The 18,732-nt window shown below is 71.2% G+C and carries 13 protein-coding genes; 9 read left to right on the forward strand and 4 right to left on the reverse strand.

Annotation, left to right across the window (positions count from 1 at the left end; genetic code table 11):
• The first annotated feature begins 174 nt into the window (after nucleotides 1-174).
• The 3 genes from BM393_RS00200 to BM393_RS00210 are packed head-to-tail and all read left to right on the forward strand — an operon-like array spanning nucleotide 175 to nucleotide 3,200.
• Nucleotides 175-1,398, forward strand: a complete 1,224-nt coding sequence (locus BM393_RS00200; RefSeq protein ID WP_091719827.1) for a CmpA/NrtA family ABC transporter substrate-binding protein — start codon at nucleotides 175-177, stop codon at nucleotides 1,396-1,398.
• A gap of 34 nt (nucleotides 1,399-1,432) precedes the next feature.
• Nucleotides 1,433-2,368 (forward strand): nitrate ABC transporter permease, encoded by a 936-nt coding sequence (gene ntrB, locus BM393_RS00205; protein ID WP_091719831.1) that lies wholly within the window; start codon nucleotides 1,433-1,435, stop codon nucleotides 2,366-2,368.
• Between the two features lie 28 nt (nucleotides 2,369-2,396).
• The gene (locus BM393_RS00210) at nucleotides 2,397-3,200 is read left to right on the forward strand and encodes an ABC transporter ATP-binding protein (RefSeq protein ID WP_175538131.1); all 804 of its coding nucleotides are present in this window, start codon (nucleotides 2,397-2,399) and stop codon (nucleotides 3,198-3,200) included.
• 6 nt (nucleotides 3,201-3,206) lie between these two features.
• Here BM393_RS00210 and BM393_RS00215 read toward each other — a convergent pair whose 3' ends face one another.
• Nucleotides 3,207-4,667: a type IV pili methyl-accepting chemotaxis transducer N-terminal domain-containing protein gene (locus BM393_RS00215; protein WP_217648361.1), complete on the reverse strand. Its 1,461-nt coding sequence runs from the start codon at nucleotides 4,665-4,667 to the stop codon at nucleotides 3,207-3,209.
• A 325-nt stretch (nucleotides 4,668-4,992) separates the two neighbouring features.
• Here BM393_RS00215 and BM393_RS00220 point away from each other — a divergent pair, with 325 nt between their 5' ends.
• Nucleotides 4,993-6,270, forward strand: a complete 1,278-nt coding sequence (locus BM393_RS00220; protein ID WP_091719839.1) for a nitrate/nitrite transporter — start codon at nucleotides 4,993-4,995, stop codon at nucleotides 6,268-6,270.
• A 16-nt stretch (nucleotides 6,271-6,286) separates the two neighbouring features.
• On the opposite strand, the gene BM393_RS00225 is transcribed toward BM393_RS00220, so the two are convergent.
• A complete protein-coding gene (locus BM393_RS00225; protein WP_091719843.1) occupies nucleotides 6,287-8,005 on the reverse strand; it encodes a bifunctional protein-serine/threonine kinase/phosphatase in 1,719 nt (572 codons plus the stop codon).
• A gap of 50 nt (nucleotides 8,006-8,055) precedes the next feature.
• Between BM393_RS00225 and nirB the strand changes: the two genes are divergently transcribed.
• The 4 genes from nirB (at nucleotide 8,056) to cobA (ending at nucleotide 14,736) form a co-directional block, all read left to right on the forward strand.
• Nucleotides 8,056-10,605, forward strand: coding sequence for a nitrite reductase large subunit NirB (gene nirB, locus BM393_RS00230; protein WP_091719849.1), 2,550 nt, complete (start codon nucleotides 8,056-8,058; stop codon nucleotides 10,603-10,605).
• A gap of 15 nt (nucleotides 10,606-10,620) precedes the next feature.
• Nucleotides 10,621-11,001, forward strand: a complete 381-nt coding sequence (gene nirD, locus BM393_RS00235) for a nitrite reductase small subunit NirD (RefSeq protein ID WP_091719853.1) — start codon at nucleotides 10,621-10,623, stop codon at nucleotides 10,999-11,001.
• A gap of 76 nt (nucleotides 11,002-11,077) precedes the next feature.
• Nucleotides 11,078-13,870 carry a nitrate reductase gene (locus tag BM393_RS00240; protein WP_091724882.1) on the forward strand — a complete coding sequence of 931 codons (2,793 nt, stop codon included), beginning with the start codon at nucleotides 11,078-11,080 and terminating at the stop codon, nucleotides 13,868-13,870.
• The gene (gene cobA, locus BM393_RS00245; RefSeq protein WP_091719857.1) at nucleotides 13,867-14,736 is read left to right on the forward strand and encodes a uroporphyrinogen-III C-methyltransferase; all 870 of its coding nucleotides are present in this window, start codon (nucleotides 13,867-13,869) and stop codon (nucleotides 14,734-14,736) included. Before BM393_RS00240 ends, cobA begins: the two co-directional genes overlap by 4 nt.
• 39 nt (nucleotides 14,737-14,775) lie before the next feature.
• Here the strand turns inward: cobA and BM393_RS25910 are convergent, their stop codons facing one another.
• Both BM393_RS25910 and BM393_RS25915 read right to left on the reverse strand, forming a co-directional pair.
• A complete protein-coding gene (locus BM393_RS25910; RefSeq protein WP_091724883.1) occupies nucleotides 14,776-15,945 on the reverse strand; it encodes a YbfB/YjiJ family MFS transporter in 1,170 nt (389 codons plus the stop codon).
• Nucleotides 15,930-17,759, reverse strand: coding sequence for a methyl-accepting chemotaxis protein (locus tag BM393_RS25915; RefSeq protein ID WP_091719861.1), 1,830 nt, complete (start codon nucleotides 17,757-17,759; stop codon nucleotides 15,930-15,932). The genes BM393_RS25910 and BM393_RS25915 overlap by 16 nt, the downstream gene beginning before the upstream one ends.
• A 177-nt stretch (nucleotides 17,760-17,936) precedes the next feature.
• On the opposite strand from BM393_RS25915, the gene BM393_RS00260 reads away from it, so the two are divergent.
• The gene (locus tag BM393_RS00260; protein ID WP_091719865.1) at nucleotides 17,937-18,716 is read left to right on the forward strand and encodes a type III pantothenate kinase; all 780 of its coding nucleotides are present in this window, start codon (nucleotides 17,937-17,939) and stop codon (nucleotides 18,714-18,716) included.
• Nucleotides 18,717-18,732 lie beyond the last annotated feature (16 nt).

Below are 18,732 nucleotides of genomic sequence, written 5' to 3' on the forward strand. Positions count from 1 at the left end.
CACGCTTCATGCGTAGTGATCGACAAGCCCTCGCAACGGCGTGAGGGCCGCCCCAACAAGGTTCGGACAAAGGCGTCCGATCGCACCCGCGCACCGCGCCGGGTCCGATCGCGACGCCTTTTTTGTTTTCTTTCCCGGAGGTCTTGAATGCAACACGGTTCCAAGGAGGGTCTGATGAGCGCTGAGCGTCGCAAGCTGCTCGCCGCCGGAGCGGCGCTGGGCGGGCTGTCCGCGCTGCCGGGCGGTGGCGCCTATGCCGCAGGCTCGGACAAGCCGGAGAAGGAGGAGGTCCGCATCGGCTTCATCCCGCTGACCGACTGCGCGTCGGTGGTGATGGCCGCCGCGCTGGGCTTCGACAAGAAGTACGGCATCAAGATCGTGCCGACCAAGGAGGCCTCCTGGGCCGGCGTGCGCGACAAGCTCGTCAACGGCGAGCTCGACATGGCGCATGTCCTCTACGGCCTCATCTACGGCGTGCACCTGGGCGTGGCGGGTCCGAAGAAGGACATGGCCGTGCTGATGACGCTCAACAACAACGGGCAGGCGATCACGCTGTCGAAGAAGCTCGCCGAGGCGGGCGCGGTCGACGCCGCGTCGCTGACCCGCGCGATGAAGAAGGAGCAGCGCGACTACACCTTCGCGCAGACCTTCCCGACCGGCACGCATGCGATGTGGCTCTACTACTGGCTGGCCGCCGCGGGCGTGAACCCGATGAAGGACGCCAAGGTGATCACCGTGCCGCCGCCGCAGATGGTGGCCAACATGCGCGTGGGCAACATGGACGGCTTCTGCGTCGGCGAGCCCTGGAACCATCGCGCCATCATCGATGGCATCGGCATCACCGCGGCCACGACGCAGGACATCTGGAAGGACCATCCGGAGAAGGTGCTGGGCACCACCGGCGACTTCGTGAAGAAGTACCCGAACACCGCGCGCGCCGTGATCATGGCCGTGCTCGAGGCCGGCCGCTGGATCGACGCGAGCCTGTCCAACAAGCAGAAGATGGCCGAGACCATCGCCGACAAGGCCTACGTCAACACCAGCGTCGACGCGATCAACCAGCGCATCCTGGGCCGGTACCAGAACGGCCTGGGCCGGACCTGGGACGACCCCAACTACATGAAGTTCTTCAACGACGGCCAGGTCAACTTCCCCTGGCTGTCCGACGGCATGTGGTTCCTCACGCAGCACAAGCGCTGGGGCCTGATCAAGGAGCATCCGGACTACCTGGGCGTGGCCCGCCAGGTCAACCAGGTCGAGCTCTACAAGCAGGCCGCGGCGGCGCTGGGCGTCTCGGTGCCCAAGGAGACGATGCGGTCGGCGAAGTTCTTCGACGGCGTCGTCTGGGACGGCAAGGATCCGGCGAAGTACGCCGATGCCTTCAAGGTCCGCGCCTGAACGGCGCTTCATCCGATCCCCGCAGGAGGCCGTCATGGTCAGTGCCGTGTTCCATTCCCCCACCGACGCCGCCGAGCCGATGAGCGCCCCGGTGGTCCCGCCCAAGCCGCTGGCCCGCGACGCGGCCAACGAACCGGTCGCGCCGTCCACGCCGTCCACGCCGGCCGCGCCGTCCGCGCGCCCGCCGCGCGCCGGCATCGACTGGCGCAGCCTGTGGATGCGCGTGCTGCCGCCGGTGCTCGGGCTCGGCCTGCTGTGGCTCGTCTGGACCGTCGCCACGCTCAAGGGCGGCGCCTTCCCGACGCCCGGCGCGACCTGGGACGCCGCGGTCCAGCTGTTCGCCGATCCGTTCTATCGCAACGGCCCCAACGACCAGGGCATCGGCTGGAACATCCTGAACTCGCTGGAGCGCGTCGGGCTGGGCTTCGGCCTGGCGGCGGCGGTGGGCATCCCGCTGGGTTTCATCATCGGCCGCTTTGAATTCGCGAGCCGCATGCTGTCGCCGCTGATCAGCCTGCTCAAGCCGGTGTCGCCGCTGGCCTGGCTGCCGATCGGGTTGCTGGTGTTCAAGAGCGCCAATCCGGCGGCGATCTGGACCATCTTCATCTGCTCGATCTGGCCGATGGTGGTCAACACCGCGGTGGGCGTGCAGCGCGTGCCGCAGGACTACCTGAACGTCGCGCGCGTGCTGCGGCTGTCGGAGTGGAAGCTGGTGACGCGCATCCTGTTCCCGGCGGTGCTGCCCTACATGCTGACCGGCGTGCGGCTGTCGGTGGGCACGGCCTGGCTGGTGATCGTCGCGGCGGAGATGCTGACCGGCGGCGTGGGCATCGGCTTCTGGGTCTGGGACGAGTGGAACAACCTCAACGTGCGGCACATCCTGATCGCGATCTTCGTGATCGGCATCGTGGGCCTGCTGCTGGAATGGGCGCTGATGGCGCTGGCCAGGCGTTTCTCTTTCGACGATTGAGCGCATCAAGCGCGACCAGGAGATCCTGATGAGCACTCCCTTCATCCGCGTGCAGCGGGCCGACATGGTGTTCTCGACCCGCCAGGGACGCTTCCACGCGCTGCGCGACATCGACCTGGACATTGCCCAGGGCGAGTTCGTGACGCTGATCGGTCATTCGGGCTGCGGCAAGTCGACGCTGCTGAACCTGATCGCCGGCCTGCTGCGGCCCACCGGCGGCGGCCTGCTCTGCGACGGCCGCGAGATCGCCGGTCCGGGGCCGGAGCGGGCGGTGGTGTTCCAGAACCATTCGCTGCTGCCGTGGCTGACCTGCTTCGACAACGTGCTGCTGGCGGTCGAGTCCGTCTTCGGCGGCCGGGAACTGCGGCCGCGACTGATGGCGCGGACGGAGGAAGCGCTGTACCTGGTCGGCATGGGGCATGCGATGTTCAAGCGGCCGCATGAGATCTCGGGCGGGATGAAGCAGCGCGTGGGCATCGCGCGGGCGCTGGCGATGGAGCCCAAGGTGCTGCTGATGGACGAGCCCTTCGGCGCGCTGGATGCGCTGACGCGGGCGCATCTGCAGGATGAGCTGCTGAAGATCGTCGCCGCGACGCGGAGCACCGTGGTGATGGTCACGCACGATGTCGACGAGGCGGTGCTGCTGTCGGATCGCATCGTGATGATGACCAACGGGCCCGCGGCGACGATCGGCGAGGTGCTGCCGGTGCGGCTGGCGCGGCCGCGGGACCGCGTCGCGCTGGCGGAGGATCCGGTCTACGTGCATGCGCGCAAGGCGGTGATCGACTTCCTCTACACGCGGCATCGCCATACGGAGGCCCGGGCGGCTTGAAGACCTTCACCCCAGGATGATCTGCAAGCTCTGCTGGTAATGCGCGGTGAGCAGATCCAGCCGGTCGAGCAGGATCTCGCTGCTGCGGGCCAGTCCCGCGGCCGCCTCGCGGCCATGGGCGTCACGCAGGCTGCGCATCAGTCGCAGCCATTCGGCGCCGACCTCCGCCAGCAACGCGCGGATCGCGTCGCTCGACAGCGGCGAGCTCTCCAGCTCCGCCAGCCCGGCGGCAAAACGATCCAGGCTGTCGAGCAGCACCGCCGGATTCCGGCTGGGCAGCAGGTCCGCCAGCAGCGCTTCCTTGGCCAGCTGCTGGCTCAGCATCCGCTGGCGACCGCAAAGATTGACGACATGCAGCGGCTTGCCGCCGCCGCAGGCCGCGATGGCCGAGGCGAGCGCGTCGGAGTGCGCGCGAAGGTCCTCGGCGGCTGCATCGGCGGCGAGCAGGGCCTCGGCCGTCGGCTTGCCGGCGAGCAGCGGCTCCAGGCGCCGCCAGGCGTCGATGACCGGATCGACCTGCAGCGCGGCCCGCGATGAGACCGACTCCGGCGCGGTGGAGGACGAAGGCCCCGGCGCAGGCGACATCGAGGGCGACATCGCGGCGGCCGGCGCGGACGACATCGGCGATGACATCGGCGGCAACAACGCGGGCAACAGCGCCGGCAACCGCGACAGGTTGCTCGCCACGCGCGCGCAGGACTCGTCCTGCAGCGTCTTCGCCCGCTTGGCCTCGATGCCGGCCGCCCGCTGCGCCATCAGCTTGACCAGCCGCTGGCTGAGCATGCGCTGCTGTCCGGCGAGGTTGACCGCTTCGGCCAGCTGCGCCGACTGCACCACCGAGCGCGCCACCTCGCCCAGTCGCAGGTGCGCATGCATGGCGGTTTCGCGCAGCAGGCGGAAGGCGCTGTCCTCGTCCAGGTCGCGCGCCGACATCAGCAGGCCCTTGGCGCGCTCGGTCCACTTGCGGTCGTCGAGCTGCGCGCGCACCGCCGCGAAGCGGCCGGCCTGCCAGACGGCCCAGCGCAACTGGCGGCGCAGCGCCTCGGCGGGAAGCATCGTTTCCAGGATCAGCTGCACCCCCAGCGCCAGCGCGCGCTGCTGGACGGGCGGTGGCAGCGCCGGCGCGTCGGGCACGACGGCCAGGCCGGGCAGCGCGCCCGGCGCATCGACCCCGGGCGACCTCCGGAAGGACTCGCCAGTGGCCTCGATCGCATCCAGCCAGCCGTCGACCCGGTCGGCGTCGGCCAGCAGCACGAAGGCCTCGACGGCCTGTTCTTGTGCGGCACGCACCAAGCTGTCGCGTCCGGGCTGGTGCACGGACGCCACGATCCAGTGCGGCGGCGGGGCCAGCAGGTCGGACGGGACGCGTTCGCCGCCCAGCAGCAGCACGCGGCGGGGCAGGGCATCGCCGTCGTCGGCGGCGTCATCGAGGGGGCGTGAGGCGGGCGCGGGCAGGGACGCGGACATGGGCGGCAGGCGGGGCGCGACAGAGGAGGAAGGCGGCGTCGGCCGCCTCGTCGGGGCGCCGGGAACCGGGGTGGTCCTCGGCGCGTCGCAGCATAAGCCCTTCGCGCCAGCGGCGGGCGGCCTGGGTGCGGTGCAGCAGACTGGCACGCGACTTGCGAAGGAAGGTGCGTGGCGCAATGACGCGCCGCACCCGCGCGGGGTTCCGGCCCCGCGGTCTTCGCAGCGGGCCGCCGAGCGACCCGATGCCCCATCCGTCAGAAGGCCACGCCGAGCCCGGTGCTCGACGCGGCCTTTTTTCGTTCCAGCCACCCAGAGCCTCCCCGCCATGGCAGCGTTCCGCACCTTCCTGCGCTCCGGTCACGCCCCGACCCTCGGTGCGGCGTTCCTGTACTTCGCGTTCTCGTGCTGCATCTGGGTGCTGAACGGCGCGCTCGCGCCCTTCATCAGCGAGGCCTACCAGCTGACCGCCGCGCAGAAGGGCCTGATGCTGTCGATCCCCATCATGGCCGGCGCGCTGATGCGCTTCCCACTGGGCGTGCTGTCGCAATACATCGGCCGCAAGAACGCGACGCTGGTCGAGATGGCGCTGATCGCCGTCGCCATGGGCTATGGCTTCTTCATGGTCAAGGGCTACGACGACCTGCTCGCCATGGGCGTGCTGCTGGGCATCGCCGGCGCGAGCTTCGGCGTCGCGCTGTCGCTGGGCTCGGGCTGGTACCCGCCCAAGTACAAGGGCCTGGCGATGGGCCTGGTGGGCGCGGGCAACGTCGGCACCGCGGTGTCGGTGCTGGTGGCGCCGCCGCTGGCGCAGTGGCTGGGCTGGCAGACGGTCTACGCGGTCGCCGGCGCCGCGATCCTGGTGCCGATGCTCGTGATGATCGTCTTCGCCAAGGAGCCGCCCGATGTCGACAGCCATGCCGGCCTGCGCAGCCACATGGCCTGCCTGTTCGAGAAGGACGGCTGGGCCTTCAGCCTGATCTACGCGGTCACCTTCGGCGGCTTCATCGGGCTCATCACCTTCCTGCCCACCTACTACTACGACCAGTTCGGCGTCTCCAAGGTGCAGGCCGGCCAGCTGACGATGCTGGCGGCATTCATGGGCGCCGCGGTGCGCGTGATGGGCGGCTGGATCTCCGACCGCTGGGGCGGCGTCAACACGCTGACCGTGGTGCTGGTCGCGGTGACGGTGACGCTGCTGCTGGTGGGCCTGGCCGGTGGATCGCTGGTGGCCACGACGCTGCTGCTGATCGCGTGCTTCGCCGCGCTGGGCGCTGGCAACGGCGCGCTGTTCCAGCTGGTGCCGCTGCGCTGGCCCGCGGCCACGGCGGTGGCGGGCTCGATGATCGGCGAGGTCGGCGCGCTCGGCGGCGGCCTGGTGCCCAACCTGATGGGCCTGTCCAAGCAATACGCCGGGACCTACTTCTGGGGCTTCGCGATCTTCGCGGCGCTGTCGCTGCTGATGCTGGGCGTGATGCGCTTGATGCAGATCCGCTGGACCCGCACCTGGGCCGAGCGCGGCGGCCGCGCCCGCGCGCCGGCGGCGGACAGCCACGGCGCCGCGGCCCGTGCGCCGTCCCACGGGAGGGCGTATGAAGCGCGTTGAAGCGGCCCCGCCGCGCTCAGCGCGGCAGGAACAGCAGCCAGACCAGCAGCAGCAGGTTGAGCAGCGCCGACAGGCCGAAGGCCAGTTGCCAGGCTGCGAGCGGGTTGCGGCGGGCGAGCGCACTGCCGCCGGCGGCGGGCAGCGGGCGCGAGGCGCCGCGCTCCAGCGCCAGCAGCAACTCGTCGGCGGTCTCGAAGCGGGCCGCGGCCTCGCGATGCACGGCCTTCAGCAGCAGGCGGTCGAGCCAGATCGGCACATCGGGCCGCAGCCGCGAGGGCGGACGCGGGTCATGCCGGTAGCGGCCGCGCTGGTAGGGCTCGATCTCGCCGTAGGGCAGCCGGCCGGTGAGCCACTGGTACAGCGTGACGCCCAGCGCGAAGAGATCGCTGCCGGCGTCCGCGGGCGCGGGCGGATCGTCCCATTGCTCGGGATTGATGTAGCTGGGCGTGCCGGCATGCAGGTCGCGCAGCGCCTCGGGTTCGTGGCCGGACAGCGCCACGCCCAGGTCCAGCACGCGCCAGCGGCCGTCGTCGCCCAGGTGCAGGTTGCCGGGCTTGATGTCGCGATGCACGATGCCGGCGCGATGCAGCCGGCCCAGCGCGGCGGCGATCTCGCCGGCCGCGGCGAGGAAGTCGGCCAGCGCCGGTCGGCCCTCGGCCATCAGGTCTTCGAGCGTGCGGCCGTCATGCCAGTCGGCCAGCAGGTACAACGCGCTGGCATCCGGCGTCTCGTGGCCGCGCACCAATCCAGGGTGGTCGCCGACGCGGCGCGTCACCCAGCCCTCGTGCGCGAGCATGGCGCGCTCCTGCGGGTCGTCGCCGCGGGCCTCGGCCAGCGTCTTCAAGGCGAGCGGTCGCAGGTCGCCGACGTCCTCGTCGCGGCGGGCGCGGAAGAGCCGGTGCACGCCGTTGTCGGCCACCAGCGCGGTGATGCGCAGGCCGTCGAGCAGATCTCCGGCCTTCAAGCGCGGCGGGACGGGCAGGCGCTGCGCGCCACGCAGCAGGTCGTCGTAATCGGCGATGCCCGGCGCGCGCACCAGCACCAGCAGCGCGGTGGCGTTGTCGCGTCCGCCCGCCTCGAGCGCGGCGCGGACCAGCGCCTCGGCCGCGGCCTGGGCGTCCTCGCCCATCGCCAGTTCGGCGAGCTGGCTCGCCCGCAGCGGGCCGTGCACGCCGTCGCTGGTGAGCAGCAGGCGATCGCCGGCGCGCAGGTCGCCTTGCGCGTAGTCGACGCGCACCGTGTCATCGAGGCCGATGGCGCGGGTGAGCCGGGCGAAGTCGCTCTGGTCGATGGCGTGGTCCTGCGTCAGCTGCGTGGCCTGGCCCTCGCGGATCAGCCAGACGCGGCTGTCACCGACATGGGCCACCGTGTAGCCACCGCCCTGCAGCACGACGGCGCTGAGCGTCGTCAGCGCCGAGCGCTCGCCGCGTCGGTTGTGATGGGCCAGCCAGCCGTTCTGCGCGGCGATCAGCCGGTCCAGCGCGACGGTGGTGTCCCAGTGGCGCGGCGTGGCGTGGTAGTCGCGCACCAGCGCGCCGACGGTGGTCTGCGCCGCCATGCGGCCACCGCCCTCGCCAGGTTGGCCGGGCTGTCCGGAGACGCCGTCGGCCAGCGCCGCGATCCAGCCCTTGCCGGCCTCGCGCGCGTCCTGGGGCCGCTGCACGGCGGCGAAGTCCTCGTTGCGTTCCCGCGGGCCGCGGTCGCTGGCCAGGCCGATGGCGATGTCAAAACTCATGGTGGCGGCGATTCTGCCGTCATCGCCCGAATCCGATTGGAGCGTGCCGCATGAAAAAGATGAAGCTGGTGATGGTGGGCAACGGCATGGCCGGCGTCCGCACCCTGGAAGAGCTGCTGAAGATCTCGCCCGATCTGTACGACATCACCGTGTTCGGCGCCGAGTCGCATCCGAACTACAACCGCATCCTGCTCAGCCCGGTGCTCGCCGGCGAGCAGACGCTGGACGAGATCATCCTGAACCCGCTCTCCTGGTACGAGGAGAACGGCATCACGCTGCACCTGGGCAAGACCGTCACGCAGATCGATCGCATCAAGCGCAAGGTGATCGCCGCCGACGGCACCGAGGCCGACTACGACCGGCTGCTGATCGCCACCGGCTCCAACCCCTTCATCCTGCCGGTGCCCGGCAAGGACCTGGACGGCGTGATCGGCTACCGCGACATCACCGACACCAACACGATGATCGAGGCGGCCACCAGGTACCAGCACGCCGTCGTCATCGGCGGCGGCCTGCTGGGCCTGGAAGCGGCCAACGGCCTGATGCTGCGCGGCATGCAGGTCACCGTCGTGCACATCGGCGACTGGCTGATGGAGCGCCAGCTCGACGACCAGGCCGGCGACCTGCTGCGCAAGTCGCTGCAGGAGCGCGGCCTGCGCTTCCGCATGGGCGCGCAGACCGAGGCGCTGATCGGCGAGGAGGACGGCCGCCTGGATGGGGAGGCCCCGGCTCGCCGCCGGGTCCGGGCCGTGCGCTTCAAGGATGGCGAGGAGATTCCCGCCGACCTCGTCGTGATGGCCGCCGGCATCCGGCCCAACACCGCGCTGGCCGAAAGCGCCGGCCTGCACTGCCACCGCGGCATCGTCGTCACCGACACGCTGCAGACGGTGACCGATCCCCGCATCTACGCCGTCGGCGAGTGCGCCGCGCACCGCGGCATCGCCTACGGCCTGGTGGCGCCGCTGTTCGAGCAGGGCAAGGTCTGCGCGAATCACCTGGCGCAGTTCGGCATCGGCCGCTACCTCGGCAGCCAGACCAGCACCAAGCTGAAGGTGACCGGCATCGACCTGTTCTCGGCCGGCGACTTCATGGGCGGCGACGGCACCGAGGAGATCGTGATGAGCGATCCCTTCGCCGGCGTCTACAAGAAACTGGTGATCAAGAACGACCAGCTGGTCGGCGCCTGCCTGTACGGCGACACCGTCGACGGCAGCTGGTACTTCAAGCTGCTGCGCGAGGGCCGCAAGATCGGCGACATCCGGGACAAGCTGATGTTCGGCGAAAGCAACATCGGCGACGTCGGCCACCAGGGCCACAACAAGGCCGCCGCGATGGCCGACAGCGACGAGGTCTGCGGCTGCAACGGCGTGACCAAGGGCGCCGTCTGCAAGGCGATCAAGGAGAAGGGCCTGTTCACGCTGGAGGAGGTGCGCAAGCACACCAAGGCCAGCGCGAGCTGCGGCTCCTGCACCGGGCTGGTCGAGCAGCTGCTGATGTTCACCGCGGGCGGGGACTACTCGGCCACGCCGAAGAAGAAGGCCGTGTGCGGTTGCACCGAGCTGAGCCACCAGGAGGTGCGCGATGCCATCTTCAAGGAGCACCTGGTCACGCTGGACCAGGTGTACGAGCGGCTCAACTGGAAGACGCCCAATGGCTGCGCGACCTGCCGCCCGGCGCTCAACTACTACCTGATCTCCTCCTGGCCCAAGGAGGCCGTGGACGATCCGCAATCGCGCTTCATCAACGAGCGCAGCCACGCCAACATCCAGAAGGACGGCACCTACTCGGTGATCCCGCGCATGTGGGGCGGGGAGACAAGCGCCGACGAGCTGCGCCGCATCGCCGACGCCGTCGACAAATACAAGATCCCCACCGTCAAGGTGACTGGCGGCCAGCGCATCGACCTGCTGGGCGTGCGCAAGGAGGACCTGGTCGACGTCTGGCGCGACATCGGCATGCCCAGCGGCCACGCCTACGCGAAGGCGCTGCGCACGGTGAAGACCTGCGTCGGCTCCGAGTGGTGCCGCATGGGCACGCAGGACAGCACGCAGATGGGCAAGGACCTGGAGCGCGCGATGTGGCGCATGTACGCGCCGCACAAGGTCAAGTTCGCCGTCAGCGGCTGCCCGCGCAACTGCGCCGAGGCCGGCATCAAGGACGTCGGCATCATCGGCGTGGACTCCGGCTGGGAGATGTACGTCGCCGGCAACGGCGGCATCAAGACCGAGGTCGCGCACTTCCTGGTCAAGCTCAAGACCGCCGAGGAGGTGATGGAGTACACCGGCGCCTTCATGCAGCTCTACCGCAAGGAGGGCTGGTACCTCGAGCGCACCGTGCACTACGTCAGCCGCGTCGGCCTGGACCATGTGAAGCAGCGCATCCTCGAGGACCACGAGGGCCGCAAGGCGCTGTGGGCCGAGCTGCAGTACGCGCTCGACGGTGAACCCGATCCGTGGTTCGAGTTCGCCAAGGCCCAGGTTGACGTGCGCCAGTTCGAGCCGGTGGCCAGCGTCGCCGTCCCGGCCGGCGCGACGTCCGCCGAGTCCGCCGGTGCCGGCGCCAAACCCGTTCCCGCCGCGCCGCTGCGCGGCCCCTTCTGATCAAGAGGCCCCGCCATGACCGACTGGATCTCCGTGTGCGCCGTCACCGACATTCCCGTGCTGGGCTCGCGCCGCGTCGCCCGCGCCAAGGGCCCGCAGGTGGCGCTGTTCCGCACCGCCGACGACCGCATCCACGCGCTGCTCGACCGCTGCCCCCACAAGGCCGGGCCGCTGAGCCAGGGCATCGTCTTCGGCAACGCCGTCGCCTGCCCGCTGCACAACTGGACCATCGCGCTGGAGAACGGCTGCGCGCGCGAGCCGGATGAAGGCCGCACGCCGGTGTTCCAGGTCAAGGTCGAGGACGGCGTCGTGCTGCTGGACCGGCAGGAACTGGACACGGTGGGCATCGACCTGCCGCCGGTCATGGCCGGTCCCTGCACCCGCGTGGCCTGCTGAACGGCACCGGCCGATGAACGCCCGGGTGCCCCAGGATCGCGAGCCCGCCGCGTCCACGCACGCGCCGGCCGAGGGCGTGCGCAGCACGCGCTCGACCTGCCCGTACTGCGGGGTCGGCTGCGGCGTGCTGATCGACACGGCGGGCGAGGGCGATGCCACGCGCGTCGTCGGCGTGCGCGGTGATCCCGACCACCCGGCCAACTTCGGCCGGCTGTGCACCAAGGGCTCGACGCTGCACCTGACCGCGACGCCGCTGGTGCGCCAGCAGCAGCGCCTGCTGCAGCCGGCCTGGCGGCCCACGCGCGACGATGCGCTCGAGCCGCAGGACTGGGACACGACCACGCACCGCATCGCCGAGCAGCTGCTGGCGATCCGCGCCGAGCATGGGCCGGACGCGATCGGCTTCTACATCTCGGGCCAGCTGCTGACCGAGGACTACCACGCGTTCAACAAGCTGGCGCGCGGCCTGGTCGGCACCAACAACATCGACAGCAACTCGCGGCTGTGCATGAGCTCGGCGGTGGTCGGCTACAAGCAGTCGCTGGGCGCCGACGCGCCGCCCACCTGCTACGAAGACCTGGAGCGGGCCGACTGCCTGTTCATCGCCGGCTCCAACACCGCGTGGGCGCATCCCATCCTGTTCCGCCGCATCGAGGCCGCCCGCGCGGCGCGGCCGCAGATGAAGATCATCGTGGTGGACCCGCGCCGCACCGAGACGGCCGAGTTCGCCGACCTGCACCTCGCGATCAAGCCGGGCAGCGACATCGCGCTGTTCCACGGCATGCTGCACGCGGCGATCTGGGAGGGCTGGATCGACGCGGACTTCATCGAGCGGCACACCGCCGGCTTCGCGGAACTGAAGGCGCTGGTGCGCACGATGACGCCGAGCGAATCGGCGCGGCTCACCGGCCTCAAGGAAGCGCAGATCCTGCAGGCGGCGCAGTGGTTCGCGCAGTCGCCGTCGACGCTGTCGCTGTACTGCATGGGCCTGAACCAGAGCAGCAGTGGCGCGGCGAAGAACACGGCGCTGATCAACCTGCACCTCGCGACGGGCCAGGTCGGTCGCGCCGGGGCGGGGCCGTTCTCGCTCACCGGCCAGCCCAACGCGATGGGCGGGCGCGAGAGCGGCGGCATGGCGACGCTGCTGCCCGGTCACCGCGATCCAGGCAACGCCGCGCATCGCGATGAAGTGGCTGCGCTGTGGGGCGTCGACGCGATGCCCGACCAGCCGGGCAAGACGGCGGTGGAACTGTTCCAGGCCGCCGCCCGCGGCGAGGTCAAGGCGCTGTGGATCGCCTGCACGAATCCGGCGCAGTCCATGCCCGACCAGGCGCTGGTGCGCGCGGCGCTCGAGCGCTGTGAGCTGGTCATCCTGCAGGAAGCCTTTTCCGGCACGGCGACGGCGGCCTTCGCCGACGTGGTGCTGCCGGCGGCCACCTGGGCGGAGAAGGACGGCACCGTCACCAACAGCGAGCGGCGCATCAGCCGCGTGCGCGCCGCGCTGTCGCCGGCCGGCGAATCGCGCGCCGACTGGCGCATCGTGCGCGACGTCGCGCAGCGCATGGAGACGGTCCTGCGTCCGGGCCGGCCCAGCCTCTTCGACTGGGAGATGCCGGAGCAGCCCTGGATCGAGCATCGCGAAGCCACGCGTGGACGCGACCTGGACATCGGCGGGCTGAGCTACGCGATGCTGGAAGAAGCGCCGCGCCAATGGCCATGGCCGGCCGGCGCCGAGGCTGCGCAAGCCCGGCTCTACGAGGATCGCCGCTTCGCGCATGCCGACGGCCGGGCGCGCTTCATCGCGAAGCCCTTCAAGCCGACGGCCGAGACGCAGGATCCGAAATTCCCGCTGGCGCTGAGCACTGGGCGGCTGCGCGACCAGTGGCACGGCATGAGCCGCAGCGGCACGGTCGCGCGGCTCTTCGCCGGCGAGCCGGCGCCCGCGCTGTCGATGCATCCGCAGGACATCGCGCGCCGCGGGTTGACGGCGGGCGCGCTGGTGCGCGTGCAGTCGCGCCGCGGACCGCTGATCGTGCCGCTGCGCGCGGACGAGGGCGTCGGCCCGCAGCAGGCCTGGTTGCCGATGCACTGGGGCAGCGAGTTCCTCGGCGGGCGCGGCCAACTGGGCATCAATGCGCTGACGCAATCGGCGTTCTGTCCGGATGCGCGGCAGCCCGAGCTGAAGTTCGCGGCCGTCTTGGTGGAGGCGGTGGCGCTGCCCTGGCGCGTGTTCGGCGCGGCCTGGGTGAAGCCGGGCCAGGCCGCCGCGCTGCGCAGCCAGCTGCGGGTGCTGATGGACCAGGCCGAGTACGCCTGCTGCCTGCCCGGACCTGCGCAGGACGGGCTGGAGGGCTGGAGCCTGGAGCTGGCCTTTGCCGAGCCGCCACCCGCGCCGGTGGTGCAGGCCTTGTCGACGGTGCTGCAGCTCAACGGCGTCGGCGTGCTGCGGTATGCCGATGGGCGGCGCGGCCGCAGCCGCTCCTTGCGGCTGGATGGCGAAGGCGCCGAAGCGCGTCTGCGGGCGCTGTTGCGCGTCGGCGAGGGCAGCGAGGGGGCATGGCTCGATGCGCTGTGGAGCGAGCGCGTGCCGGTCGCGCCCTTCGGCCGCCGCCTGCTCGCGCCGGATGCGGACGGGCCCGCCGTGCCGGTCAGTCCGCAGGTCTGCAATTGCTTCAATGTCCGCGAGGACGCGATCACCGCCTGCCTGCAACGGCTGCCCGACGACGCGCCGCAGGCGCGCCTGGCGGCGCTGCAGGGCGCATTGCGCTGCGGCACGCAGTGCGGCTCCTGCCTGCCGGCGCTGCGCCGCATGGTGCAGACCGTCGTGCCAGGGTCTTCGGTTTCGAATGCAGTGAAGGAAGCGACATGACGTCCCTCGATGCCAGCGCCAACGCCAGCTCATCCGCCACTTCATCCGCCAGCCCACCGAGCGTGTCCCTCGTCGGCGCGGGACCGGGCGATCCGGAGCTGCTCACCGTCAAGGCGATGAAGCGGCTTCAGCAGGCCGAGGTGGTGCTGACCGACGACCTGGTCGACGCGCGCGTGCTCGCCTGCCTGCCACCGACGGCGCGGGTGCTGCGCGTGGGCAAGCGCGGCGGCTGCGTGTCGACGGAGCAGCGCTTCATCCATGAATTGATGATCCGCGAGGCCCGGGCGGGTGCGCGTGTCGTGCGCCTGAAGGGCGGCGATCCGTTCGTGTTCGGTCGTGGCGGCGAGGAAGTCGATGCGCTGCGCGAGGCCGGCATCGAGGTCGAGGTGATCAACGGCCTGTCGGCCGGGCTGGCGGCGCCGGCGTCGGTGGGCGTGCCGGTCACGGACCGCCGCTGCACGCCAGGCGTGGCCTTCGTGACCGGGCACAACGGCGAGCACGGCATCGCGCCCGATTGGGCGGCGCTGGCGAAGAGCCGGCTGACGCTGGTGGTCTACATGGGCCTGGCGCGCGCGGCGGCGATCGCGCAGGCCTTGCAGGACGGTGGCCTGTCGCCGGGCACGCCGGCCGTGATCGTCAGCGCGGCGCACACGCCGCGGCAGCGCGAATGCTTCACGACGCTGGCGGAGCTGCCGGCCGCGATCGAGCGCGAGGGCTTGCCCAGTCCGGCGCTGCTCGTGATCGGCGAGGTGGTCGCCTTGTCGCCGCGATGGCGCGAGGATGCCGGATTGACGGGCGCCGGCGCGGGTAGCGATGCCGATGCCGGCCGTGTCGGCGAGCCGCTGGCGACGTTCCGCGCGGCCTGAACGAGGCGCAGAGGAGCGCCGCCGCGACGCCGTTGCGCGTCAGGCGGGGCTGCGCCGCTCCAGCGCGCGCAGGCGTCCCATGATCCCCATGCCGACGGTGAGCACCGCCGCGGTCAGCCAGAGCGAGGCGAGGTAGCTGCCGCTGGCCTGCGCCATCGCGCCGGCGAGCGCGGGCGCCGTGACCTGCGCGACGCCATAGCTGAGCGTGAGGCGCGCCATCGCCTTGCCCGGATTGCCGGGCGACCGCCGGCCGACGAGCGCGAGCGTAAGGCTGACCAGGCCGATGAAGGTCGCGCCGTAGAGCAGCGCGCCGATCAACGCGGCGGCCAGGCTGCCGGAGAGCGCCGGCAGCACGACGGAGACGATCTGCAGTGCGAAGGCGGCGAGCAGCGCGTTGAGATCGCCGAGGCGGCGCGCGACGCGGTCCCACAGGAACACGGCCGGCGTGGCCGCCAGGCCCACCAGCAGCCAGGCCCAGGGGCCCTGGCCGTGCAGCAGCGGTTGGCGCTCGACGATCGCGACGGTGAAGGTGGCGCTGATGACAAAGCCCCAGCCGGCGCAGAAGTAGCCGGCGATCATCCAGCGCATCCATCGTGGATCGGGGGCGGCGGCGGTGCTCGTCGCGGCGACGGGCGGCGGCACCGGCGGGCGCCACCATGCCGTCAGCGCGAGCAGCGGCAGGCCGACGACGACGAAGCCCCACCAGTGGCCGGCCCAGTCGAGCGCGAGGCGGTCCATCGCCATCGCGCCGAGGGCGGAGACGACGATGCCCAGGCCAAGCCCGAGGAAGTGGACGCCGAGTTCCGGCCGCTTGCCGGCGCGCATGAGGAAGCCGAGCACGAGGCCGGAGCCGAGCAGCATGCCGGCGGCGCCACTGAGCCCGCCGAGGTAGCGCGACAGCGCCCACAGCGGCAGGCTGGGCGCGAGCGGCATCAGCGCGGTGGCGAGCAGGCCCAGCACCATGCCCCAGAGGTAGAGCCGCGAGCGCCAGCGCGGGTCGTCGATCAGCGCGGCGATCACCGCGCCGCTCATGTAGCCGGCGTAGTTGACGGCCGCGAGCGTGCCGCCCATCGCGTCGCTCAGGCCGGCCTGCTGCTGCATCAGCGGCAGCAGCGGCGTGTAGGCGAAGCGCGCCAGGCCGATGCTCAGGATCAGGCCGGCGATGCCGCCGGCGGAGACCTGCCAGGGGCGGATCAGAACGTCTCCCAGTCGTCGCCGGGCGCGGACGTGGCGCTGGGGCTGGGGGCTGCTGCCGGCGCCTGCTTGGGCGTGGACGGCGCCGCGGGGGCGGGTCTTGCCTTGGCGACCGAGGCGGCAGGCGCCTTGGGCGGCGAGGGGCGCGCGGCCGCGGGCTTGGCTGCCGCCGGCCGCGTGGTCGTCGGCTTCGCCATCGAGGCGGCGACTGCTGGCTTCGGCGTCGGCGCTGATGTCCGCGCCGGTGCTGGTGGCGGCGTCACGCCCACCGCGTCGACCGACCCCGGCTTGGGGTCGCTGACCTTGAAGTGCCCGACCAGCGCCGTGAGTTTGCGCGCCTGGTCGCTGAGCGACTCGGCCGCGGCGGCGGACTCCTCGACCAGGGCGGCATTCTGCTGCGTCATCTGGTCCAGCTGCGCCACCGAGCCGTTGACATTGCCGATGCCCTGGCTCTGCTCGACGGTGCTCGCGCTGATCTCGCCGATGATGTCCGACACCCGCTGCACGCTGGCGACGATCTCCGTCATCGTGGCGCCGGCATCGCGCACCAGTTGCGAGCCGGCCTCGACCTTGGCCACGCTGTCGCCGATCAGCGCCTTGATCTCGCGCGCCGCGCCTGCGCTGCGCTGCGCCAGCGCCCGGACCTCCGACGCCACCACCGCGAAACCCTTGCCGTGCTCGCCGGCGCGCGCCGCTTCCACCGCGGCGTTCAGCGCCAGGATGTTGGTCTGGAAGGCGATGCCGTCGATGGTGCCGATGATGTCGTTGATCTTCTTGGCCGAGGCATCGATCTGCGCCATCGTGCCCACCACCTCGCCGACCACCGTGCCGCCGCGCTCGGCCACCTCGGCCGCGCTGCCGGCCAGCTGGTTGGCGGTGCGCGCGCTGTCGGCGCTCTGCTGCACCGTGCCGGTCAGCTGCGCCAGCGAGGACGCCGCATGCTGCAGGTTGGAGGCTGTCTGCTCGGTGCGGTGGCTCAGGTCCTGGTTGCCGCTGGCGATCTCCTGGCTCGCCGTCTGCATGCCGTCGGCGCTGGCCCGCACCTCGCGGATCACCTTGCGCAGCGAGCTCTTCATCGCCGCCAGCGCGCGCTGCACGTCGCCGATCTCGTCGCGGCTGTAGTCGCGGTCGACATGGAACAGGTCGCCCTCGCCGATGCGCTCGGCCTCGGCCATCAGCGACTTCAGCGGCGCCGAGATCGTGCGCACGAAGTAGGCGGTGGCCAGGGCCAGCAGGCCAACGATCAGCGTCATCAGCGCCGCCACGCCCCACACGGTGCGCATGCGCTCGGCCCCCGCGGCCTCTCGCAGCGCCGCCGAGCGCTGCTGCTGCAGCGTGACGAAGTCCTGCTGCGCGACCAGGTACTGCTCGATGGCGGGCACGACCTTCTGCTGCAGCGCCTGGTGCGCGCCGTTCACATCGCCGCCGGCCTTGAGCTTGTTCGCCTCGTTGCGGGTGGCGATGTAGGCCTGGCGCCGTTCGGCGATCCGCGCCATCGCGGCCTTGTCGTCGTCGCCCTCGGCCAGGGCCTCGAGCTGCTTCTGGATCTCGTTGATCGTCTCGGTGGTCTTGGCGATGTCGCCCTTCATCGCATCGGCGACCGCGTTGTCGTTGGCCGCCAGCCCGGCCTGCACGCGGCTCGCGTTGGCCTCGGTGAGGCCGCGCCAGCGCAGCGCCAGCTCGAAGCGTTGTTGCTGTTTCTCCTGGGTCGCCTGCGCGACCTCGAGCAGGCTGCGGGTGCGCGAGGCCGCCCCCAGCGACATCACCACCGTCATGACGGACATGACGGCAACGGGAATCCAGAGTCGCGTGGCGATCGAGAACTTCATCGGTCTGGCGCCTTGTGTTGGGTCGGGGGCTGCCCCGGGATGGTGCAGTCGACCTGCATCCCATCCTAAATCGGCCGAAGGGGGCACCGGCTTGAGGACAAACACTGCTAACCTGCCGCCCTGATCCGCGCCGGCCGCCCGATCCCGCAGAACTCCACAGAAGGTCCCGCCACGCCCATGAGCTTCCTGGCCATCGACATCGGCAACACACGCCTCAAGTGGGCGCTCTACGCGAGCCCCCAGCCGGGCAGCCCGATGCTGGCGCACGGTGCGCAGTTCCTGGAGAACATCGAGAAGCTGGCCGAGCACGACTGGGCCCGGCTGCCGGCGACGCCGGGCAGCATGCTCGGCAGCAACGTGGCTGGCGACGCGATGCGGCACCGCGTCGAGGAGCAGATGGAGCTGTGGGACATCGAAGCGCGCTGGGTGGCCTCGTCGGCGCAGGCGGGCGGCGTGATCAACGGCTATGACCACCCGGGCCGCCTGGGTGCGGATCGCTTCGTCGCGCTGATCGGCGCGCGGCACCACGTGCTGGCGCGCATGCGCGGGCAGACGCCGCGACCCGCGCTGGTCGTGATGGTGGGCACCGCGGTGACCGTGGACGCGCTCGACGCCGACGGTCGATTCCTGGGCGGGCTGATCCTGCCCGGGCACGGGATCATGCTGCGCTCGCTGGAAGGCGGCACCGCCGGCCTGCGCGTGCCGACCGGCGAGGTGCGCGAGTTCCCCACCAACACCTCGGATGCGCTCACCAGCGGCGGCAACTACGCGATCACCGGCGCCATCGAGCGCATGCATCGTCACATCGTCAAGCGCTGCGGGCAGGAGCCGGTCACCTTGATGACCGGTGGCGCGGGCTGGAAGGTCTCGCCTGCGTTGGACATTCCGCACGAGTTGATCGACTCGCTGATCTTCGACGGGCTGCTGGCGTTGCAGGCTCATCGCCTGGCGCTGTAGACGGCACGGTCCGGCG

Source organism: Mitsuaria sp. PDC51 (assembly GCF_900113225.1).
GTDB lineage: Bacteria > Pseudomonadota > Gammaproteobacteria > Burkholderiales > Burkholderiaceae_C > Roseateles.

Coding starts and splice junctions, on each gene's coding strand:
- BM393_RS00200 (WP_091719827.1), top strand. CDS start 175: ATGAGCGCTGAGCGTCGCAAGCTGCTCGCCGCCGGAGCGGCGCTGGGC.
- ntrB (WP_091719831.1), top strand. CDS start 1,433: ATGGTCAGTGCCGTGTTCCATTCCCCCACCGACGCCGCCGAGCCGATG.
- BM393_RS00210 (WP_175538131.1), top strand. CDS start 2,397: ATGAGCACTCCCTTCATCCGCGTGCAGCGGGCCGACATGGTGTTCTCG.
- BM393_RS00215 (WP_217648361.1), bottom strand. CDS start 4,667: ATGTCCGCGTCCCTGCCCGCGCCCGCCTCACGCCCCCTCGATGACGCC.
- BM393_RS00220 (WP_091719839.1), top strand. CDS start 4,993: ATGGCAGCGTTCCGCACCTTCCTGCGCTCCGGTCACGCCCCGACCCTC.
- BM393_RS00225 (WP_091719843.1), bottom strand. CDS start 8,005: ATGAGTTTTGACATCGCCATCGGCCTGGCCAGCGACCGCGGCCCGCGG.
- nirB (WP_091719849.1), top strand. CDS start 8,056: ATGAAAAAGATGAAGCTGGTGATGGTGGGCAACGGCATGGCCGGCGTC.
- nirD (WP_091719853.1), top strand. CDS start 10,621: ATGACCGACTGGATCTCCGTGTGCGCCGTCACCGACATTCCCGTGCTG.
- cobA (WP_091719857.1), top strand. CDS start 13,867: ATGACGTCCCTCGATGCCAGCGCCAACGCCAGCTCATCCGCCACTTCA.
- BM393_RS25915 (WP_091719861.1), bottom strand. CDS start 17,759: ATGAAGTTCTCGATCGCCACGCGACTCTGGATTCCCGTTGCCGTCATG.
- BM393_RS00260 (WP_091719865.1), top strand. CDS start 17,937: ATGAGCTTCCTGGCCATCGACATCGGCAACACACGCCTCAAGTGGGCG.